Consider the following 19561-nt stretch of genomic DNA (forward strand, 5'->3'; position numbering starts at 1 on the left):
TAGACTCCTTTGTCAGAGACGATCAAAAAAGTGCTTTTTGAACGCTCGTTTTGTAGTGTGATGTTGGGCATGGCTTTCATTGCGCCGAATTTTGTTTGCGTCAAACGAGGGGATAGCGCCCTTATCGACTCTGACAAGAAAGTTCAGCCGCTGTCTTGTCAGCAACAAAATTCGCGAGGGTGACACAATCGCTTCGCCCATGTGCTATCAATATTTGTACATTTGTACTCAACAATAAATATTATATGAAAATAGAAGGCAATGTCAAGGGAAGATTTGCATAACGGACTCATAATGAAAAACTAGTTCTTACGACCTAAAAAAATAATTGAATTTGCGATAATACTAGTGCAAAAATGGTAGAAACACGGTATGATGAAAGTGAGTCATTAGAATTATGAACGTCTTTATTGTAATTTTTGGACATTAGGGTGGGGGGAGCAAAGTGTGATTGAAAATCTACGCGATACGAATGTAGAAAATAAACATGATCATACAGGCCAGTCGACCGATCCGCCTTTAAGCGTATATTACAGCGATTCTTGGCTGCAAGAGCAGGATATTACCGCTTTCGATTTCCCATACATCCGGCCGATGCTCGTGCAAAGCTTCAACGAATGGCTCCGGCAGTCGGAATCGTTGCCCTTCGTTCAACAAGCGTCCATCGCCTTATTCGACCATGAAGGCAATTTGGCGGCAAGCAGCGGCGAACAGACCGGCGCCGATTCCGGGCTGCCGTGGGACGAGCAAGCGGTTGCGTCTTGTCTTGCGGCCAAAGCCCCCGTCATTTGGAAAGGCGGCCGCCATTCACGCGTAGATTTGCATTCGTATGCCACAATCCTCGTACCGGTAATGACGCGAAGCGGAGCGGAACTGTTTGCGCTCTTCGCTTGCCGCATTCCGTTGCAATCGTTTGAAGCGTACATGCCGGAATTGCTGACGAACGGATCGCTTCATTTCCGCAATTGCTTTTACCGGCGATTCGAACTCGTCTTTATACGCGACGTCATGAGATTGCAGCGGCAAGCCGACGAGGCGGCGCGCAAGAAAACGATTTTATTCAACGCCGTACAAAAGATTCACGGTACGATCGACGTCGACTCCGTGCTCACGGAAGTCATAGACAGCATTGCTCACATATATCCTACCGTACAGTTGGAATTATACATCTCCCAAGATCAACGCAGCACTAACATCCATGTCAAACCGTTACGATTCCGAAACTCGAAAGACGATTTGCGCGTCCGCGCTTTTATGGAAGGAAAAGTGGTACAAGAGACGGTTATCGGAAAGAATGATTCCGCATTGTTGAAAATCGCCGTTCCGCTCAGCGGCAAGCAAGGGGCTTACGGCGTTCTTCTTCTCACAGCGGAGGAACAATTGCTAGGCGATCTGGACATACAACTGATCACCATGCTTGCCGATACGGCGGGTACCGCCTTTGAGAACGCCAAGCTGCACGAGCAGGCGAATTTATTGATCAGCGAGCTGCGGTTAATTAACGAATTGACGAAAAGATTGAACCAAAGTTTAAGTTTGCATGAAATATTCAATTTCGCGACATACGAATTGTTGACGATATTTAAAGCGGATTATTGCTGCATATTGCAACTCGATAAAGACAAAAACAATTTTAAAGTGATGGCGTGCAACTTGGCGACGATCTCCAAAGAATTGTTCACGCTCGATTACGGCTTCGGAGGATTGATCTATTCGACGAAGGAACCGATTATTTTGCCGGATTACCGCGCTCAATCCAAAGTCCGTTCCATGCTGATGGATGAGACCGAATCCAGATCTTTAATCGCAACCCCGCTTGTCGTCAATTCGGAAGTTAACGGGGCGATTTTGCTCTCGCACAAAGAATCGAATTATTTCTCATACGATAATTTCAAGCTGCTGCAGACGCTATCGGCCCATATCGGCGTGGCGATCGCGAATGCGTCGCTGCATGCGAAAGTGCAGCTCATGGCGAACCGGGACAATTTGACCGGCTTATACGCCCGCCATTACTTGGACGGCCAAATTAACCAGAAGCAAAAAATCGATTTCTGCGGATCGCTCGTCGTCATCGATATCGATCATTTCAAACAAATTAACGATACGTACGGCCATCAGGTCGGGGACAAAATTTTGAAGCAAGTATGCGATATTATCCGCACCGCCATCCGCGAAACGGATATTGCCGCGCGTTGGGGCGGGGAAGAGCTCGCCGTTTATTTTCCCCAGTTGAACGCGCAGCAGACGCTGCATGCCGCCGAACGAATCCGCTCGAGGGTTGCGGAGGAGACGGAACCCGGCGTCACCGTATCGTGCGGAATCGCCGATTGGAACTGGGAGGACGAGAAGGTAAGCGTGGAATCGCTATTCTACAAGGCGGACATGGCATTATACCGTGCCAAGAAAAACGGCAGAAATCAAATTAAAATCCATTAAAATGGTTGATGCCTCATTAGCGCCCGTTCAAGAGACGGGCGTTTTTCATATGCGTATAAGTTGGGAAGAAAAGGAGACGATAAGGGACGAAGTCCAAACGATGAACGGAGGCGAACATCGCATGAAAAACAAATGGAGAACGATCGCTGCCGGAACGCTGGCTTTATGGATCGCATCTCTGGCGACGGCCGGCTGCACGCTATTCTCGCCACAACCCGAGAAATTATTCTCTATGGCATTGTCGGGTCTGTCGGGCGTCGACGATTTCACGTTTAACGGAAATGTGAAATCGCTGTCGGGGCATTCGTCCGCACCGCTGCAGCATCTTGAATTCGAAGGCGTTGTACGGAACCATAAGCAAATCGCGGTCAGAGGGCAAGGGATCAATTCCAAGCAAACGAACGTATCGGAGCGATGGAATCCGCTCGTACAGATGGAGGCGATCCACGCTTCGCGCAAAACGGTCTCTTTGCTTGAAGATCAATCGGGCCGCGGCTTCGCGGTACTGAAGATCGTGCTCAATCCGGAGGATGCGAAAGAACTTCTGGGCCGGCAGCTGCGCGATGAGATGGACAAGCTGAGCGCACCATTGCTGCAAACCTCATCCCGCCCGGTTTTGTCCGCTGCGGAAACGAAACGGCTGCGCTCGGAGCTGGCGGATGTTGTCAATCAGGGACGCAATCAGCTTGAACAGATGCTGAAAGACGCGCAGGTGGATACGACATATACGTTATGGATTCATCGGAAGACGAATTTGCCGCATCGTCTCGTGTCGGTCACCGCTTCCCGATATAAAGCGGAAGGAACGGATCGCCGCGAAGAACTGATTACGGACGCCTATTTCAAAAATTATCGATAAACTTCGCAACGAAAAGATGACGAATAGATTTGACCATGGTACAATAGATTGTATTGCTGAATACATAGCATTATTAAGTTTTTTTCGATTAGGAGGAGGGAATATTTAGCAATGAGAGATACAAGATTGCAAAAATTGGCCCAAAATTTAGTATGCTACTCCGTCGACGTTCAGCCCGGCGAAAACGTACTCGTCGAAATGATCGGTTCCGAACGCGAATTGCTCAAGTGCATCCTTGAAGAAGTGGCCAAGCGCGGCGGGAATTCGTTCGTGGAACTAACCGACCGCAATGTTCACCGCACGCTGCTTACGCATGCGAACAAGGAGCAGATTGAAACGTGGGCCGAACTGGATTTGGAACGAATGAAAAAAATGGATTGCTATATCGGCATTCGTTCGGGCGAGAACGTTAGCGAACTGTCCGACGTTCCCGACGAGCAAATGAAATGGTATCAATCGATCTATAGCCATAAAGTTCATTTGGATGAACGGGTAAAACGGACGAAATGGGTGATACTCCGTTACCCGAGCCCTTCCATGGCGCAGCTCGCCAACATGAGTACGGACGCGTTCGAAGATTTCTATTTCGATGTATGCAACCTCGATTATGCGAAAATGGATAAAGCGCAAGATTCGCTGGCCGATTTGATGGCCCGCACCGACCGGGTGCGCATCGTCGGGCCGGGAACCGATTTGTCATTCTCCATCAAAGGAATCGGGGCGAAGAAATGTTCCGGGCATCGAAACATACCGGATGGCGAAGTGTTCACCGCGCCGGTCCGCGATTCCGTAAACGGTTCGATCACCTACAATACGCCGACGGTATATAACGGCATATCGTTCGCCAATATCCGCTTCCGTTTCGAAAACGGAAAAATTGTAGAAGCGGACGCGGAATCGGGCAGCAAAGAGCAACTGGACGCGATTCTTGATACCGACGAAGGAGCGCGGTATATCGGGGAGTTCGCAATCGGCTTCAATCCGTATATTTTGACGCCGATGAAAGATACGCTGTTCGACGAGAAAATAGCCGGCAGCTTGCATTTTACGCCGGGGCAAACCTACGACGAGACCGATAACGGAAACGAGTCATCGATTCACTGGGATATCGTATTGATTCAACGTCCGGAATACGGAGGCGGGGAAATCTACTTCGACGACGTATTGATTCGCAAAGACGGCATCTTCGTCCTGCCTGAACTGCAAGGATTGAATCCCGAAAACTTAAAATCGTGAAACTTCTTCTTGCTAAAAAATAGGAAGTCAATGTATCATTAAGGGAGATTCATTATAATGAACATTGACGGAGGGATTGTCATGTCCAACAATACCGCAATTGTAGAAATCGCGCAAACGGCCAGCAAATTCAGATCGTCCATCGTACTTCAAACCGAAAACAAGTATATCGATGTCAAAAGCATTCTCGGATTGTTCACGACGTTGTTGAACAACCACCAATACGAATTGCATGTGCACGGTCCCGACGCGGATGAAGCGAAAGCGGCGATGGCAGAAGTGTTTGCCAAGCATAACCTTAACGTGACCGTTGTAGAAGAATAAGAGAGCATCCCGTTCCCTACGGATCGGGACTTTCTTTTTTTCGGCGTTTCGCAGCCGCTTATATTTAATTGTTTTACAGAATTCCTTGTGTAAACTCTCGTTTTCGTCTAATATTAGGGATAGAAAGATGATGAAGTTGGACACAGGGGGGAAGTTACATGTCTTCATCGGAAATTATGGAGCATTTACACCATAAAGCGTTATCTCTTCTTCAAGGGGATGCAGATAAAATCGAGAAATTGATTGAAGTTCAGATGGAGAATTTGACGACGCGCAAATGTCCTTTATACGAGGAAGTGCTCGATACGCAAATGTACGGCTTTTCCCGCGAAGTTGATTTTGCCGTCAGAGCCGGATTGATTCAGGAGAGCGTCGGCAAAGAACTGATCAGCAATTTGGAGCGCAATTTAGCCTCGCTGTATGAAGCATTAAACCAAAAAGAGTAGCCTTCCGTCGAAGACTACTCTTTTTTTCATTAAAAGGGGTTGTTCAAAAAGTCGACTTTTTGAACTTTACATTTAAATTAAAAAAAATGCGACGCCCAAAATCGCGTAAACGCTCACGAGAAGGAAGCCTTCGTACCAATTCGTCGCGCCGTCTTGCGTGATCGATTTGGCGATAATGACGGCAACGCCGATTGCGACCAATTCGATCGTCGTAAAGACAAAATCCATCGGATTGCCGAACAAAAAGCTGACAAATACGAGGACGGGGGCGACGAACAGGGCGATTTGCAAACTGCTGCCGACCGCGATTTCCACCGAAGCGCCGATTTTGTTCTTCATCGCAAGCATAACGGCGGCGCTATGCTCGGCGGCATTGCCGATAATGGCGATAATGAACGCGCCTACGAACAGCTCGGACATGCCGAATCGATCCGTGAAGGCATGAATCGTTCCGACGAGCCATTCGCTGACGAAAGCGACCATCACCGTTGCGACGACGAGAGCGACGATCGACATCGATCTCGACCAAGCGGGCTTTTCCTCTTCCGGTTCACGAGTTTCGCCGGGATGGGCTTCGTCCGCCAAAAACCGCTTATGCGTCCCCAAAGAAAATAAGAGCCATAATATGTATGCCGCGATTAAAATTCCCGCCACGGCAAAGCTGAGCAACTGCGTCTCCTCATGCGTGATCGCTTTCGTGCCGGCGAACATCGCCGGAATGAACAGAGAGATGATAGCGATCGACATTAAAGAACCGTTATGACCGGCAAGCGTTCGGTTGAACGTTTGAATTTTATGCTTTAAGCCGCCCAGGAATAGGCTAAGGCCGAGAACGAGCAGCAAATTGCCGATAATCGCGCCGGTCAGGCTCGCCTTGACCATATCGAACAATCCTTCTCTGATCAAGAAGATGGCGATGATCAGCTCCGCCGCATTTCCAAACGTTGCATTCAACAGTCCGCCTATGCGCTGCCCCGCGTAATGCGCCACGTTTTCCGTCGCTTTCCCTAGAAAGCCGGCTACGAAGACGATAGCGACCGCGGAAATAACGAACTGCACCGTTTCGTTCCATCCGGCATAATGCGCCGCCCCGCTCAAAATAAACGAAACGGCCAGTAAGGCGAAAAACAGTTTTTGGTTCAAAATGGACACCTCAATTGCAATTGAATGAAGCTTGCGCGCTTCTATGGATTATAATATACCCCAAATCCGGCAAACATGTGAAGCGAATCGATAATCGCCGCATTTGCTTTCCGCTCCAAAAGGCTTTAAACTAATGTCATAGAAGGTTGAAGAAGGAGTGAGAAGTATGTCTGAAGAGCTTCAAAATGGACTAATTCGTATTTCTGATGATGTAGTGGCTACGATCGCGGGTTTGGCTGCTTTGGAAACTCCAGGAATAACGGCCATGTCGGGCGGCATATCGGAAGGATGGGCAAAGCGGCTGTCGGGGAAAAACGCGCAAAAGGGCGTTACCGTTGAAGTCGGCCAATTAGAGGCGGCTATCGATTTGCGCGTCATCGTCCAATACGGCACATCGATTCATAAGGTTTGTCTTGAACTTCAGCAAAACGTGCGTGAAACGGTGGAAAATATGACCGGGCTTCGCGTCGTCGAAGTCAATGTGAAAGTGGAAGGCGTCTCCTTTAAAGAGGAAGAAACCGAAGAATTGATGAATCGGGTTAAGTAGCGAATGACCGCAGAAGCGAATGAAGATAATAGTTATCATTACGATGTTCGTTTGAAAAGAAAGAAACATCCCGAGTCGCTTACGCCATAGCGTCGAAAGGATGTTTCTTTTTTGCGTTAGAACCGTTTCGGCTTCTCCGTTCGCTGTACCCGGTTGTATTCGCGTGAAATGCTTAACAATATGCCCATGCTGGCCATCATAATCAACAGCGAGGAACCTCCGTAACTAATGAACGGCAATGTAACGCCGGTAATCGGTATCGTATGGGACACCCCGCCGATATTGATAAAGGCTTGTACGGCGATTAAGCCGACGATGCCAACTCCGACGAGCGTACCGTACGGATCGGGGCAACGCAAGGAAACGATAAGCCCCCTCCATATAAAGTACAAATAACAAAGCAAAAATGCGGCGCTGCCGATAAAACCGAATTCTTCGCCGATGACCGCAAAAATAAAATCATTATACGGATACGGGAGATAGTGCAGCTTTTGAATGCTTTGTCCGAAACCGGCTCCCGTTAAGCCGCCGTGGCCCAACGCCTTTAGAGAACTGAGCAGATGATATCCGGAGCCTTGCGGATCTCCCCACGGGTCGAGGAAAGACGCGATCCGGCCTGCGCGATAGTCCGAGCCTCGATCCGGGTTGAACAAAGCATTGACGCTGACGACCAGGCTCGCTCCGATGATTAGCACAAGAATCGAGGCGAAGATATGCTTCAAGTTCGCGCCTCCGGCAATGATGATAATGCCGCAGCAGGCGACGAGAATGAGGCATGAACCCAGATCGGGCTGGAGCATAATTAAGCCGGCAATAAAACCGACGATCAGCATAACCGGAAGAAAGCCTTTGCGAAAATTACGGAAATGATCCCCTTTTTTCGTGATCAAGGCGGCTAGGTAGAGAATGGTCGTAATTTTGGCAAGTTCCGTAGGTTGAATGCCGAGCGACCCTACGCCGAACCAGCTTCTCGCCCCGTTTCTGACGACTCCGATATAAGGAACGAGCATTAACATAATAATCGTAATGACGAAGACGGGCACGAACAGCTTTTTATATTTGGCATAATGAATATTCATGGCGACGAGCATGGCGAGCCCGCCAAGACCGGCCCACAACAGTTGCCGTTTCGTAAAGTATAAGGAATCGTAATTGAAATTTTTGCTGATCACGGTAATGCTAGAGCTTGCGCTGAAAACCATAACTAAACCGAATCCCACCAACATCAAGGTGAGGATCAACAGTTGGAAATCCGGTGCACCTTTCTTCGTTTGTGGCTCAGTTTCTCTCATTGTTTACCTGCTATGCATCCAACAATCTTTTGAGATCTTCCAGTCTCTGCGTCGCATTGGTCAGCAAATGCTGCGGAATCGGGCTTTCGTATTCGATGCCTTGCGGGCGCATCGCTTTGCCCATGTAGACCGCTTCAATCTCCAATACGGCATGCGGGCTTTCCAGTTTTCCGTCAATCGGTCTCGTATTGATGCGCAAATAATAATCCGCATTGTTCTTCTTGTCTTCGAATTTGAGGTCGTATGTAGCGAAATTGTAATCCCATTGCGAACGGAAAAATCCGACTTTATCCATCGATTCGTCCAAATAGGCCAGATCGCTTTTCAATCCAACCAGGCCTGTATTTTCAAATAGCATCGTTATCGTTCCCCCTCATAATTTTGGAAAATGCTTCGGGCTGCGCTTCGCAGCGGAAGCATACGCCATCATCCTTAGCGTTCATCTTCTCTTTTCATGATAGTATGTTTCCCAAAGTTGTGCAAGCCTTGAGTCCCGACAGTTGGTGAATTATGGTTTTGAATATTTTGTGAAATGGGTATAGACAAATTCGGATCGAATGGGCGAAAATTTATGAACAGAGATATTTCAATTCTTGCGGGGGTGTTTTGAGTGAATAAGGAAATCGATCAATCCCTATTGGATCGCATATTTCCGCGAATGGTGGAATGGCGCAGATATTTGCATCAACATCCGGAATTGTCGTTTCAGGAATATAACACTTCCCGATTCGTGGCCGAGACATTGCGGAATTTGGGTATGGACGTTCGAACCGGCGTCGGGGGACATGGAGTGGTCGGCATATTAAAAGGAAGCTTGGAGGGGCCTGTCGTCGCCTTGCGCGCCGATATCGACGCGCTCCCCATTCAGGATGAGAAAGAGTGCGGATATGCATCGAAAACGGAAGGGGTCATGCATGCTTGCGGGCATGACGGGCATACGGCGACGCTGCTCGGAGTCGCTTCGTATTTCAGCGAGCGCCGCAGCCTGCTCCGCGGGGAAATCCGCTTTCTGTTTCAGCCGGCGGAAGAGGTGATTCCGGGCGGAGCGATCCGAATGATCGGCGACGGTGCGCTTGATGGCGTCGATGTCATCTACGGCGTTCATTTATGGACGCCGCTCGAGGCAGGGAAAGTATCGTCCGCTCCCGGGCCGATGATGGCTTCGGTAGACGATTTCGTCATCGATGTCATCGGCAAAGGCGGACACGGCGGCTTGCCGCATGATACGGTGGACAGCGTCGTCGTCGGGGCGTCGATCGTCCTCCATCTGCAAACCGTCGTGAGCCGCAGCGTCGATCCGCTTCAACCTGCGGTCGTGTCGGTCGGATCGATTCAAGCCGGGACGACCCAGAACGTCATTGCCGACCGCTGCCGTTTGAAGGGGACGGTCCGAACGTTCGACGAGCATACGCGGACATTGATTCGCGACCGAATCGAAGCGACGGTGCGCAACTCCTGCGCAATGTACGGCGCGGAAGCCGAGATCCAATATTTGGAAGGCTATCCGACGCTGGTGAACGATGAACGGGAAACGGAACGGTTTTTCCGCGTTGCGACGGCATTGTTCGGGGAGGCGAAGGTCGAGCGCTGCCGGCCGGTCATGCCGGCTGAAGATTTCGCCTATTATTTGCAGCGCGTTTCCGGTTGCTTCCTATTCGTAGGAGCGGGGAACGAGCGCGACGGGATTGTGCATCCGCACCATCATCCCCGGTTCGATATCGACGAAGCGTCGATGATGAATGCGGCCAAGGTGATGATTCGGATGGCGGTCGACTATGCTTTAGACGGCAAATAAAGAGTTTCCGGCCGCGCCGAAAAGTTTGACTTTTCGGTTGCGGTCTATGAATGTTTCCTCCCGCTTTCGGGCAATCTATTTGCAGTGCATATGCAAAGCGTATGCTTCCGAAGCGAGTTTTGTTGCGAAGATCACCCAAGAAGCAAAGCTTCACAAAACTTAGGCATATGCTTCCGAAGCGAGTTTTGTTGCGAAGATCACCCAAGAAGCAAAGCTTCACAAAACTTTTAGGAGGATTCACATGAGAAATGTAAGAGACATTATGTCCAAGGATTGCGTAACGGCGAACCGGAACGATAGTTTATACGAAATCGCGGTGAAAATGAAAGAGAACGATATCGGCTTTATTCCCGTCCTGGACGGCAAAAAAATGGTCGGGGTCGTTACGGACCGCGATTTGGTGTTGCGCGGGTATGCGGAGAAGCATTCCGGCTCGGAAACCGTCGATAAAGTGATGACTTCCTCGATTCGGACCGCGTCCCCGGATATGTCGGTGGACGATGCGGCCCAATTGATGGCCGATCAACAAATCCGGCGTTTGCCGATCGTGGAGAACGGCGAATTGGTCGGCATCGTTTCGCTGGGCGATCTGGCGATCAGACATATATTCGTGAACGAAGCCGGGCAAGCGCTCAGCGAAATTTCGGAAAACCATTACGTCCACTAAATGTTAGGAGGAAGACAGGTGCCGTTTCATCGATCAGCCAAACCTTGCATCGTACAAACGGATTTTACCGTACTGTTGGAGACGGAACATCCTTCGTTCGAAGAGGCGCGCGACATGCTGTTTCGCTTTGCCGAATTGGTGAAAAGCCCTGTCTCCGTACATACGTACCGGATTACGCCTTTATCTTTATGGAATGCGGCCGCATCCGGCTTAACCGCGGAGGAGGTCGTCTCCGCGCTGAGAGGGTATTCCAAATGGGATCTTCCGTCTGCGGTCGAGCGGCAAATTCGACTGTGGATGTCGCGTTACGGGAAGCTCCGCCTGGAGAAAGCCGGCCAAACGCTGCAACTGGCAGCGGCGGACGAAGAGACGCTCGACGAATTGCACGCGGAGAAAACCGCGTGTTCTTATTTCGGCTTGCGGACAAGCCGCACAACCGTCTCCGTTCTGCCGCGCCATCGCGGCTTGTTGAAACAGGAATTAACCAGACTGGGCTATCCCGTCGTCGATCTCGTCGGATACCATGAAGGAAGGCCGCTTGCCGTGTCCTTACGGCAGGAGCTGCCCGGAGGAGGGGAGTTTCGCTTGCGCGACTATCAGCGGCTGGCGGCGGACGCATTTACAGGCAAAGGGGGCGCGGACCCGGGAGGAAGCGGCGTGCTCGTTTTGCCATGCGGCGCCGGCAAAACGGTGGTAGGCATCGCCTCCATGGCGAGATTGCAATGCGAGACGCTCATTCTGACCTCGAATGTAACGTCCGTGCGCCAGTGGAAGGCGGAACTGCTCGACAAAACGACGATCGCGGCGGACGATGTCGGCGAATATTCCGGCCTTACGAAACAAGTAAAGCCGGTTACGATCGCAACGTACCATATATTGACGCACCGCAAACGGAAAACGGACGATTTCTCGCATATGAAGCTGTTTAACGAACGGGACTGGGGTTTGATCATATACGACGAAGTTCATTTGCTCCCGGCACCCGTCTTTCGCGCGACCGCAGACATCCAGGCGACGCGGAGACTCGGGCTTACGGCGACCTTGGTTCGCGAGGACGGTTGCGAGAAGGACGTTTTTTCGCTAATCGGCCCGAAACGGCTGGAATTGCCTTGGAAGCGGTTGGAGCGCGAAGGATGGATCGCTCGCGTCCGTTGCCGGGAAATTCGACTGCCGCTGCGGCTCCCTTCCCTCGAGCGCTACCGGCTGGCGGAGCCGAAACATCAATTTCGCATCGCTTGCGAGAATCCGGACAAGCTGCATTGGGTTCGCCGTTTGCTTGCGCAGCATGACGGAGTGCCTACGCTTGTTATCGGGCAATATTTGGATCAGCTTCGCTATATTTCGGACGCGTTATCCGCGCCGCTCATTACCGGTTCGATGCCGCAGGAGCGGCGCAACGAGCTATACGCCGAATTCCGCAGCGGGGCGATTAAACTGCTGGTCGTGTCCAAGGTGGCGAATTTTGCCGTCGATTTGCCGGATGCGACGGTGCTGATCCAAATTTCGGGCAGCTACGGTTCGAGGCAGGAGGAAGCGCAGCGGCTCGGACGCATTTTGCGGCCGAAGCGGGGCGGAAGCGATGCATATTTTTATACATTGGTTTCTTCGCATTCGAAAGAACAGGATTTTGCGATAAAAAGGCAGCTGTTTCTCGTTGAACAAGGCTATACGTACGAGATTGAAACGGTCGGCGAAGATGCGATGCGGCGCTATCAGGAGGTGGCGGGAACATGAATACGAATGAAATATTTCGCCGGTTCAAGCGGACGGCGGAAGGGGAGGAAGCGCAACGGTTCGGCGGACGGCCGGACGCGTCATCGGCGATCGCCAGGCTTTCCCCGCTTGAGCTTGCCGCCCTTGAGCGCATTGTAAAAAGGCATGCTCTTGCGCCGTTCGAGATGGCCGATCTGGATAAGATGGCGGATGGACGGTTGAGCGGAGCGCAAATCAAAGTGGGCTGGATGCGCCTGAGACAAAAAGGTCTTCTTTACGCGGTCAAAAAAACGTGGGGAGAGCGGCTTTTTTTTATTCCGATCGATCTGTTTCCGCTCTTGCAGCGGGAAGTCGCTCCTCTGCGCCTGCAGCCGCTTGACGAGAACGAAGCCGGCGCGGCGAACGTTGTTCGCGAAGCGAAGCGGGGACTCGTCTACGAATTGTTCTATACCTTGTCGTTTACCGCCAAACACGGTCTTCCGCTGACGGGCAAAGGGACGGTTCATAAACGAAACATACAGAAGCTTTCCTCCGAGTTGGAGCTTAGCGACCGCGACGTCGCGCCGCTTAGGCTTGCGTATGCGCATGCCGAAATCTATTCGCCCGCCTTCGTTTTGGTTCTGGATATGGCGTTGCGGCTAGGACTGCTGCGCAAGGAATCCGAGCGGTTCCAGTTGGTTTTCCCGCGCCTGAACGAATGGCTGCATCTGCCGGCGGAGCGGATGCAGGCCGAATTGCTCCGTTTGTTCGTCGAACGGTATACTCCGCGCGAAGGCTGGCTGCAGCATTTGGCATACGCTCTCTGCTTCGACGAATTGACGCCGGGGCGTTGGTACCGCGCGGAGGATGCGGCTGAGTGGATTCGTCTGCACGAATTCGGACCGCAAAGCGAACTGTCCCGGGAGATGACGGCGGAGACGATTTGGGAAGGCTGGCTAAGCGTGCTATGCGCGCTGGGCTGGATGGAGCTCGGGCGGGGCAAGGAAGGCGATTTGCTGTTTCGCTGGATTTGCGGTACGCGCTTTGAGGCGGACCGGGGATATGAGGCGGATTCGCTGGAACGAATGGGGGATTGCGCGATCGGGGCGCATTTTCGCCCTTCTTTTTACGTACAGCCGGACTTTGAAATTATCGTTCCTCCGGATGTGCCGTTTGCGGTGCGATGGGAATTGGAATGCTGCGCGAAACGGCTTAAAAGCGATATCGCCGTTATTTATGTTCTCGCTAAGGAAAGTTTCGTCCATGCGGTGGAAAACGGCAGATCGCCGCATGATATCGAACGGTTGCTCGGCGAATGGTCCGCCGCGGGCATACCCGACAACGTTCTTATCGCGCTGGAACAATGGAAGTCGCAATACGGCAAGGTGCATTTCGCCGAAACGACGCTATTGCGCTGCGAAGACGGCGAAGTCGCCGCCGCGATACGGAACTCCTCCCTGCTGAACGGCATGCTGCAGCCGCTGGGCGAGACGGATTTTATCGTCGCCAAGGAACGGATCGAAGAAATTCGGCCGTTGTTGGAACAAATCGGATATACGCCGAAAAGGCAAATTGCGGGGGAAGGCGCCCTGCCCGCCCCATCGTTCCCGCGTCTGGATTCGGCGCCTGCGGCTAACCGTTTGCTTGACGACGGCGCTTGGAACGGGGCGGGAGACGATGCCGGAGACTTCGCTTCCCAAGGAATCGTTTACACCGGCTCTTCATTGGTTTATTATGATCTGGATATGGAAATTCCCGATTTGAACGAACTGTTTCCGAAACTGGAAACGTTGCCGAATATGTGGACGAAGCAAATGCGCTCTTATCATGCGTCGACGCGCAAAGAAATGATGGAGCTCGCGGTCGAATGGCAGACGCAAGTCGTGCTGCAAAAAGACGGGCAGGCGATGCCCTTCCTCCCTCTTCGCGTGCAATCGACGAAAGAAGACTGGTCGGTGGAAGGATATTGGTACGGCGCGGACGATGCGGGAAAACAACGGCTGTTTCCGAGCGATTGGGAGGAAATGAAGCTGGTCGTTCCTGGAACGGATGAAAAAAAATTCGAACAACATCCTTTTTCATGATATGATAGAGTTGCAACAAATTTATAGTAAAGCGAGATGAGAATATGAGCGTGTCCCAAGTGAACACGATCGATATGGCCTCGCTGCTGACGAACGCCTATGAGTTGGGCGATATGATTAATAATTCTGCCGATGTTGCAAATTATTTGTTTTGGAAGCGGCGGGTCGAAGGAAACGAGGCAATTCAGGCGGCGATCCGGCAGTTCGTCAAGAAAAAGGAGCTTTTCGAGGAATGCCAACGCTTCGGCCATTTCCATCCCGATTATCATGCGGCCAAGGACAGCATGGAGCAAGCGGAGAAGGAATTGGAATCGTACGAGGAAGTCAGACGGTTTAAAGAAGCGGAAAGACTGCTGGATGAAATGCTGTACAATATATCTGCTACGATCGCCTATTCGGTATCGGAAACGATCAAGGTTCCCAGCAACGATCCGAACCCGAAACGGGGCGGCTGCAATTGCGGCGGCGGCGGCGGTTGCGCCGGATCATGCGGTTAGTAGGTTGAAAGAGGGGGTTATCGATGTTTGCGGAACGTACGGGGTATATTATTTGGGTGTCGGATCTGAAAGCGGCCAGAAATCTGGAGAAATACGGAACCGTTCATTATATTTCGCGTAGAATGCATTATGTTGTTATGTATGTGAATGCGGACCGTGCGGAAGAGGCGATGAAAAACGTGCGCAGGCTCGCTTTCGTCAAACGCATCGAACGTTCTTACCGGAATGAAATCAAAACGGAATATTCCAAGGATATTCCGGATAAAACGAGGTTTTACAGTATATAACTTCATCATATTCATTAAAATAAAGTCTTGAGAAATATTCAGCAATCATGTAATATAATGGGTATATACTTAGGTAGTAAGACCTATCTAATGGAGAGTGGTACCCCAATGAGAGATAAGGTTATGGAGCGTTACAGCACGTATGAGCCTTTCTACGTAACCTTAGGCGATAAGAAGGTTGCGGACGTCGTGATTACGAACCATGCACTAAATCGTTGGGCCGAACGTGTTGAGCGCGACAAAACCGGCTATGACGATATTGCCATGTTTATTTGGGAATGCTTGAAACAGAACCGCATTCAACCTTACTATCGTAATGAACAGGACGTATATCTTATTGATGAAGATCTCGTTGTTGTGGCGGAATTTCCTATTTTGGAAAATGAAATCGACATTGCGGGAAACCCTCTGCATAAAATGATTATCGTTACGTTTTTGGGGCGCATGTCCGAAACGATCGAGCTCCGCGATTTGAAAACGTATTATTCCTGGCTGCGCCACTCTCGCCGGATGACACTGATCAAAAATAGCCGTAAACGCAAATAAACCGTTTCAAATATGCAAGCATGCGGATAAATCGCCGCATGCTTTTTTTAGGAGGGGAAATGGCGTTTAATTTTCACCAGCTTCACATATTTTATACGGTAGCGGAAAAGGGAAGCTTCTCCGCGGCAGCGCAAGCATTGCATATGACGCAGCCCGCCGTGACGATGCAGATTCAAGGGTTGGAGGATTATTTCGGCACCAAATTGCTGCACCGTTCCACGAAAAAAATCGAGCTGTCCGAAGCGGGAAGGGCGTTGCTGCCGTTCGCCCGTAAAAGCATCGATCTCGTGAAAGAAACGGAAGTGACGATGTCCAAATTTACGCATATGCTGCAAGGCAGGCTCCAACTCGGCGCCAGCTTGACGATCGGCGAATATGTGCTGCCGCGGCTGCTCGGCCCGTTCGGCCAACAATATCCGAAAATAACAATCAGCATGAAAGTGATCAACACGGCGCAAATTTTGGAGGAAATACGCAGCCACCAGCTCAATTTCGGTTTGATCGAGGCGCCGGTGGAACATCCGGATATGCAAATCGATGCCGTTATGCATGACGAATTGAAGCTGATCGTTCCCGCGGGCCATCCGCTGGCCGAATTCGAGCAGGTTGAGATGGAGGAAGTGCTGCAATATCCGTTCATTTTGCGCGAGCAAGGCTCCGGAACGCGGCAAGTGATGGAAGAGGAGCTGCGGCTTCGAAACATCGAGATGAAATCCGTTCGCGCCGTCATGGAGCTTGGCAGTACGGGAGCGGTCAAATCGGCGGTGGAAGCGGGCCTGGGCATTGCCGTTTTGTCGCCGTCTTCCGTGAAGCATGAAGTGGCGCTAGGGCTCGTCAAAATCATCGATATTCGCGGCATTGAATTTAAACGCCGCTTTTATTCCATTTATTTAAAATCGACAATATTGCCGATTACGGCCGTTACGTTCTTAACGTTTTTGCGGGAACAGGCGCCCGCGCCCATACCATCAAGAGAGGATTGAGATGATGTCTAACGGTTCGAATGACGGGCGTGCCGATCTGCATACCCATACAAGCGCTTCCGACGGCATGCAGCCGCCTGCTGAGAACGTGCGACTGGCCAAGGCTGCCGGGCTCGCCGCGGTGGCCATCACCGACCATGATACGGTTGCGGGCGTCGAAGAAGCTTTGCAGGAAGGAAAACGGCTCGGCATCGTCGTCGTTCCCGGCGTGGAAATCAGCACCGTCCTGTCCGGAACGGATATCCACGTTCTCGGTTATTATATCGATTGCGAGCAAGAGACATTTCTGGAACGGCTCGGGGAACTTCGCTCGATACGCGAACGGCGCAACGATATGCTGATCGCCAAGCTTCAAGAACTCGGCATCCCGATTACGATGAACGAAGTCGTTGCCCAACTCGGCCGCCCGCTTATGCCGGACGAATCGATCGGCCGGCCGCATATTGCCGACGTTCTCGTGCGGAAAGGGTATGCCGCCGATCTACGCGATGCGTTCGACCGGTATTTGGGCGAGCAGGGAGCGGCCTATGTGAATCCTCCCCGTATTTTGCCGCATCAAGCGGTTCAATGGATACGCGAAGCCGGAGGAACGCCGGTCCTGGCTCACCCGGGGCTCTACGGCGACGACGCGCTGGTGGAGCGGATCATCCGCGAAACGAACATCGCAGGCATTGAAGCGCATCATTCGGATCATTCGCCAGCCGACCAAGCACGGTATACGGCGATGGCGGAACGTCACGGATTGATCGCGACGGCAGGATCCGATTTTCACGGCGCCAGGCAAGGGATCGTATTTCACGGCGATATTGGGGGACGCACGGTGAGCGTCGATATATTGCCGCGTCTGCGGCGCGGGGAACGATAAACGTACGTTGAAGCGTGTCGGACTATATGAATGATAGAGGTGGGATTCGTCATGGATGTGGGAGGATTCGGAAGTCCGTTCGGGGGCATATGGGATCTTTTTCCGGTTTTTTTCTTTATCGTATTCGCCGTCATTATTATCGCGATCCTTTTCTCGGTTTTCAAAGGCGTGTCGCAATGGTCGCATAACAATAAGCAGCCGGTGTTGTCGGTAGATGCGAGGCTGATCGGCAAACGAACCGATGTTAGGCATCGTCATAATACGCATGACGGGCATATGCATAGCCATACCGACACGACGTACTATGTGACATTCGAAGTGGAAAGCGGGGACCGGCTCGAATTTCGAGTGGCCGGGAATGAATACGGGCAGTTGGCGGAAGGCGACACGGGGAAATTAACCTTTCAAGGCACAAGATATTTAGGGTTCCAACGAGATATGAAACGCGGGTATGTATAGCCTGCGTTTTTTTGTTGTTGACAACCGGATCGGGATCGAATATGATGAAAGCATAAGAAATGCCATCGTTGGCAAAGCTGAATTTAGAGGTATGAAGCGATGAAAAAGGTTACGATTAAAGATGTCGCCGCAGCAAGTGGAATCTCGATCCGTACCGTCTCGCGCGTCATTAACAACGATCCGAACGTCAAGAAAGAAACGCGGGAAAAGGTTCAAGCCGTTATCGAAGAACTGGGCTTCTCGGTCAATATGATTGCGAGAAGTTTGAAGGAAAAACGAACGAATCAAATCGTCGTTTTTATCGATCAACGTCAGGGGGTGTACTGGGGGGCGTATCATAACGAAATTTTGGTCGAACTGCAGCGGTTGGTGAAGTCGAAAAATCTTCGCATGCTCATATCGGCCTCGTCTCCCGACAGTTTCGAGGAAGACGAGAACGACGGGTTTTATTTGGTCAAGCACGGCCTGTGCGACGGCGCGATTATTTTCGACCCGCAAGTCGGGGATAAGCGGATTGAATATTTCCACGAACGGAAAATTCCGTTCGCCGTCATCGGCAAGGACAATAGCCACTACGAAACGTCGTATGTCGATCTGGACAACAAATACGCGGGTTATTTAGGGGCAAAGTATATTTATGAAAACGGCTTCGTCCACTTCGCGTTTTTGCTCGGGAACGAAAAATCGGTGGTCAATCAGGAAAGGGCCGAAGGATTTCGCCAATTTTGCAATGAGAAACAGCTGACGAATCCGGTCATATTCGGTTTGACCGATCTTGAATCGAGTTACCGCGCGACGTTGAAGCTGATCAACGATGTTAGCGGCGTGCAAACGATCTTCGTTTCCGGCGACGAACGCGCGCTTGGCGTATATCGCGCACTTGCCGAGAACGGGGTGAAGATCGGCGAGGATATAGGCATTCTCGGCATCGATAACTTGAAAATGGGGCAATACTTGTTCCCGGCGCTTAGCACGATCGACCAGCCGAAGGCGGAAATCGCCGAAACTGCGCTGCAATTGCTGATCGAACAGATCGAGCGGAAAGACGTGTCAGCCAAACGCATCATGATTATGCCGACCATTGTTGAAAGGGAATCGATCTAAGAACCGAGTTCCCCGTTCGGCAGTCAACGTTATTCAAACGGATCGGCTGTTCCCTTTTAAAATTGCCAACGATAGCAATAATGTCGATAAGTTTATTCATCGCTTTCAATCAAATCGGCCGCAAATGTTCGCCGCACGGATTGTTTGGAAGCAGTTTTACAAACACTATGAATACAAAATAGTCCAGCGGTAAGATGTCAAGCCCCTGATTCATGAGAATTGGAAATTTACTTTAAGGAACAGGTCAATGAGTCAGGAAAAAAGACAACACCAAACTAAACCCAGTTCAAAAATCGAGT

At 51.0% G+C, this 19561-nt stretch carries 20 protein-coding genes; 17 read left to right on the top strand and 3 right to left on the bottom strand.

Annotated elements, in window-relative coordinates:
* The first annotated feature begins 447 nt into the window (after window positions 1-447).
* The 5 genes from KQI79_RS28115 to KQI79_RS01035 all read left to right on the top strand — a co-directional run bounded on the left by KQI79_RS28115 (window position 448) and on the right by KQI79_RS01035 (window position 5301).
* A complete protein-coding gene (locus KQI79_RS28115) occupies window positions 448-2436 on the top strand; it encodes a sensor domain-containing diguanylate cyclase (RefSeq protein ID WP_216536337.1) in 1989 nt (662 codons plus the stop codon).
* Between the two features lie 49 nt (window positions 2437-2485).
* Window positions 2486-3295, top strand: a complete 810-nt coding sequence (locus tag KQI79_RS01020) for a hypothetical protein (RefSeq protein ID WP_216536338.1) — start codon at window positions 2486-2488, stop codon at window positions 3293-3295.
* Between the two features lie 111 nt (window positions 3296-3406).
* A complete protein-coding gene (locus KQI79_RS01025) occupies window positions 3407-4531 on the top strand; it encodes an aminopeptidase (RefSeq protein WP_216536339.1) in 1125 nt (374 codons plus the stop codon).
* Between the two features lie 81 nt (window positions 4532-4612).
* Window positions 4613-4855 (top strand): HPr family phosphocarrier protein, encoded by a 243-nt coding sequence (locus tag KQI79_RS01030; RefSeq protein WP_216536371.1) that lies wholly within the window; start codon window positions 4613-4615, stop codon window positions 4853-4855.
* A gap of 158 nt (window positions 4856-5013) precedes the next feature.
* Window positions 5014-5301: an Fpa/YlaN family protein gene (locus tag KQI79_RS01035; RefSeq protein WP_216536340.1), complete on the top strand. Its 288-nt coding sequence runs from the start codon at window positions 5014-5016 to the stop codon at window positions 5299-5301.
* Window positions 5302-5373: 72 nt separating this feature from the next.
* On the opposite strand, the gene cax is transcribed toward KQI79_RS01035, so the two are convergent.
* Window positions 5374-6444 (bottom strand): calcium/proton exchanger, encoded by a 1071-nt coding sequence (gene cax / locus KQI79_RS01040; protein ID WP_216536341.1) that lies wholly within the window; start codon window positions 6442-6444, stop codon window positions 5374-5376.
* Between the two features lie 166 nt (window positions 6445-6610).
* Here cax and KQI79_RS01045 point away from each other — a divergent pair, with 166 nt between their 5' ends.
* Window positions 6611-6991: an Asp23/Gls24 family envelope stress response protein gene (locus KQI79_RS01045; RefSeq protein WP_216536342.1), complete on the top strand. Its 381-nt coding sequence runs from the start codon at window positions 6611-6613 to the stop codon at window positions 6989-6991.
* Window positions 6992-7107: 116 nt separating this feature from the next.
* Here KQI79_RS01045 and ftsW read toward each other — a convergent pair whose 3' ends face one another.
* Together ftsW and KQI79_RS01055 are read right to left on the bottom strand one after the other, a co-directional pair.
* Entirely contained in the window at window positions 7108-8283 is a 1176-nt protein-coding gene (gene ftsW, locus KQI79_RS01050; protein ID WP_216536343.1) for a putative lipid II flippase FtsW, read from the bottom strand.
* 10 nt (window positions 8284-8293) lie between these two features.
* Window positions 8294-8641 carry a YugN family protein gene (locus KQI79_RS01055; RefSeq protein ID WP_216536344.1) on the bottom strand — a complete coding sequence of 116 codons (348 nt, stop codon included), beginning with the start codon at window positions 8639-8641 and terminating at the stop codon, window positions 8294-8296.
* Window positions 8642-8941: 300 nt separating this feature from the next.
* Here KQI79_RS01055 and KQI79_RS01060 point away from each other — a divergent pair, with 300 nt between their 5' ends.
* From KQI79_RS01060 to KQI79_RS01110, 11 genes are all read left to right on the top strand, one after another.
* A complete protein-coding gene (locus KQI79_RS01060) occupies window positions 8942-10078 on the top strand; it encodes a M20 family metallopeptidase (RefSeq protein ID WP_216536372.1) in 1137 nt (378 codons plus the stop codon).
* Window positions 10079-10319: 241 nt separating this feature from the next.
* Entirely contained in the window at window positions 10320-10745 is a 426-nt protein-coding gene (locus KQI79_RS01065; protein WP_216536345.1) for a CBS domain-containing protein, read from the top strand.
* Window positions 10746-10763: 18 nt separating this feature from the next.
* On the top strand, window positions 10764-12479 hold the full coding sequence (locus KQI79_RS01070) for a DNA repair helicase XPB (protein WP_367398120.1): 1716 nt from the start codon (window positions 10764-10766) through the stop codon (window positions 12477-12479).
* Window positions 12476-14521 carry a helicase-associated domain-containing protein gene (locus KQI79_RS01075; RefSeq protein ID WP_216536347.1) on the top strand — a complete coding sequence of 682 codons (2046 nt, stop codon included), beginning with the start codon at window positions 12476-12478 and terminating at the stop codon, window positions 14519-14521. Before KQI79_RS01070 ends, KQI79_RS01075 begins: the two co-directional genes overlap by 4 nt.
* Before the next feature lie 44 nt (window positions 14522-14565).
* A complete protein-coding gene (locus KQI79_RS01080) occupies window positions 14566-15018 on the top strand; it encodes a YlbF/YmcA family competence regulator (RefSeq protein ID WP_216536348.1) in 453 nt (150 codons plus the stop codon).
* A gap of 23 nt (window positions 15019-15041) precedes the next feature.
* A complete protein-coding gene (locus KQI79_RS01085) occupies window positions 15042-15305 on the top strand; it encodes a YlbG family protein (protein ID WP_216536349.1) in 264 nt (87 codons plus the stop codon).
* Window positions 15306-15413: 108 nt separating this feature from the next.
* Window positions 15414-15851: a hypothetical protein gene (locus tag KQI79_RS01090; protein WP_216536350.1), complete on the top strand. Its 438-nt coding sequence runs from the start codon at window positions 15414-15416 to the stop codon at window positions 15849-15851.
* A gap of 59 nt (window positions 15852-15910) precedes the next feature.
* On the top strand, window positions 15911-16834 hold the full coding sequence (locus KQI79_RS01095; protein WP_216536351.1) for a selenium metabolism-associated LysR family transcriptional regulator: 924 nt from the start codon (window positions 15911-15913) through the stop codon (window positions 16832-16834).
* 4 nt (window positions 16835-16838) lie between these two features.
* On the top strand, window positions 16839-17699 hold the full coding sequence (locus KQI79_RS01100; protein WP_216536373.1) for a PHP domain-containing protein: 861 nt from the start codon (window positions 16839-16841) through the stop codon (window positions 17697-17699).
* A gap of 51 nt (window positions 17700-17750) precedes the next feature.
* On the top strand, window positions 17751-18158 hold the full coding sequence (locus KQI79_RS01105) for a DUF2500 domain-containing protein (protein WP_216536352.1): 408 nt from the start codon (window positions 17751-17753) through the stop codon (window positions 18156-18158).
* Between the two features lie 99 nt (window positions 18159-18257).
* Window positions 18258-19262 (top strand): LacI family DNA-binding transcriptional regulator, encoded by a 1005-nt coding sequence (locus tag KQI79_RS01110; protein ID WP_216536353.1) that lies wholly within the window; start codon window positions 18258-18260, stop codon window positions 19260-19262.
* Window positions 19263-19561: the final 299 nt, after the last annotated feature.

The sequence above is a fragment of the Paenibacillus sp. MSJ-34 genome (genome assembly GCF_018918005.1).
GTDB lineage: Bacteria > Bacillota > Bacilli > Paenibacillales > Paenibacillaceae > MSJ-34.

Bases quoted from the DNA above. Each gene is read 5' to 3' on its own strand.
- KQI79_RS01020 (WP_216536338.1), top strand. From the start codon at position 2,486: ATGCGTATAAGTTGGGAAGAAAAGGAGACGATAAGGGACGAAGTCCAA.
- KQI79_RS01025 (WP_216536339.1), top strand. From the start codon at position 3,407: ATGAGAGATACAAGATTGCAAAAATTGGCCCAAAATTTAGTATGCTAC.
- KQI79_RS01030 (WP_216536371.1), top strand. From the start codon at position 4,613: ATGTCCAACAATACCGCAATTGTAGAAATCGCGCAAACGGCCAGCAAA.
- KQI79_RS01035 (WP_216536340.1), top strand. From the start codon at position 5,014: ATGTCTTCATCGGAAATTATGGAGCATTTACACCATAAAGCGTTATCT.
- KQI79_RS01045 (WP_216536342.1), top strand. From the start codon at position 6,611: ATGTCTGAAGAGCTTCAAAATGGACTAATTCGTATTTCTGATGATGTA.
- ftsW (WP_216536343.1), bottom strand. From the start codon at position 8,283: ATGAGAGAAACTGAGCCACAAACGAAGAAAGGTGCACCGGATTTCCAA.
- KQI79_RS01055 (WP_216536344.1), bottom strand. From the start codon at position 8,641: ATGCTATTTGAAAATACAGGCCTGGTTGGATTGAAAAGCGATCTGGCC.
- KQI79_RS01060 (WP_216536372.1), top strand. From the start codon at position 8,942: ATGGTGGAATGGCGCAGATATTTGCATCAACATCCGGAATTGTCGTTT.
- KQI79_RS01065 (WP_216536345.1), top strand. From the start codon at position 10,320: ATGAGAAATGTAAGAGACATTATGTCCAAGGATTGCGTAACGGCGAAC.
- KQI79_RS01075 (WP_216536347.1), top strand. From the start codon at position 12,476: ATGAATACGAATGAAATATTTCGCCGGTTCAAGCGGACGGCGGAAGGG.
- KQI79_RS01080 (WP_216536348.1), top strand. From the start codon at position 14,566: ATGAGCGTGTCCCAAGTGAACACGATCGATATGGCCTCGCTGCTGACG.
- KQI79_RS01085 (WP_216536349.1), top strand. From the start codon at position 15,042: ATGTTTGCGGAACGTACGGGGTATATTATTTGGGTGTCGGATCTGAAA.
- KQI79_RS01090 (WP_216536350.1), top strand. From the start codon at position 15,414: ATGAGAGATAAGGTTATGGAGCGTTACAGCACGTATGAGCCTTTCTAC.
- KQI79_RS01095 (WP_216536351.1), top strand. From the start codon at position 15,911: ATGGCGTTTAATTTTCACCAGCTTCACATATTTTATACGGTAGCGGAA.
- KQI79_RS01100 (WP_216536373.1), top strand. From the start codon at position 16,839: ATGTCTAACGGTTCGAATGACGGGCGTGCCGATCTGCATACCCATACA.
- KQI79_RS01105 (WP_216536352.1), top strand. From the start codon at position 17,751: ATGGATGTGGGAGGATTCGGAAGTCCGTTCGGGGGCATATGGGATCTT.
- KQI79_RS01110 (WP_216536353.1), top strand. From the start codon at position 18,258: ATGAAAAAGGTTACGATTAAAGATGTCGCCGCAGCAAGTGGAATCTCG.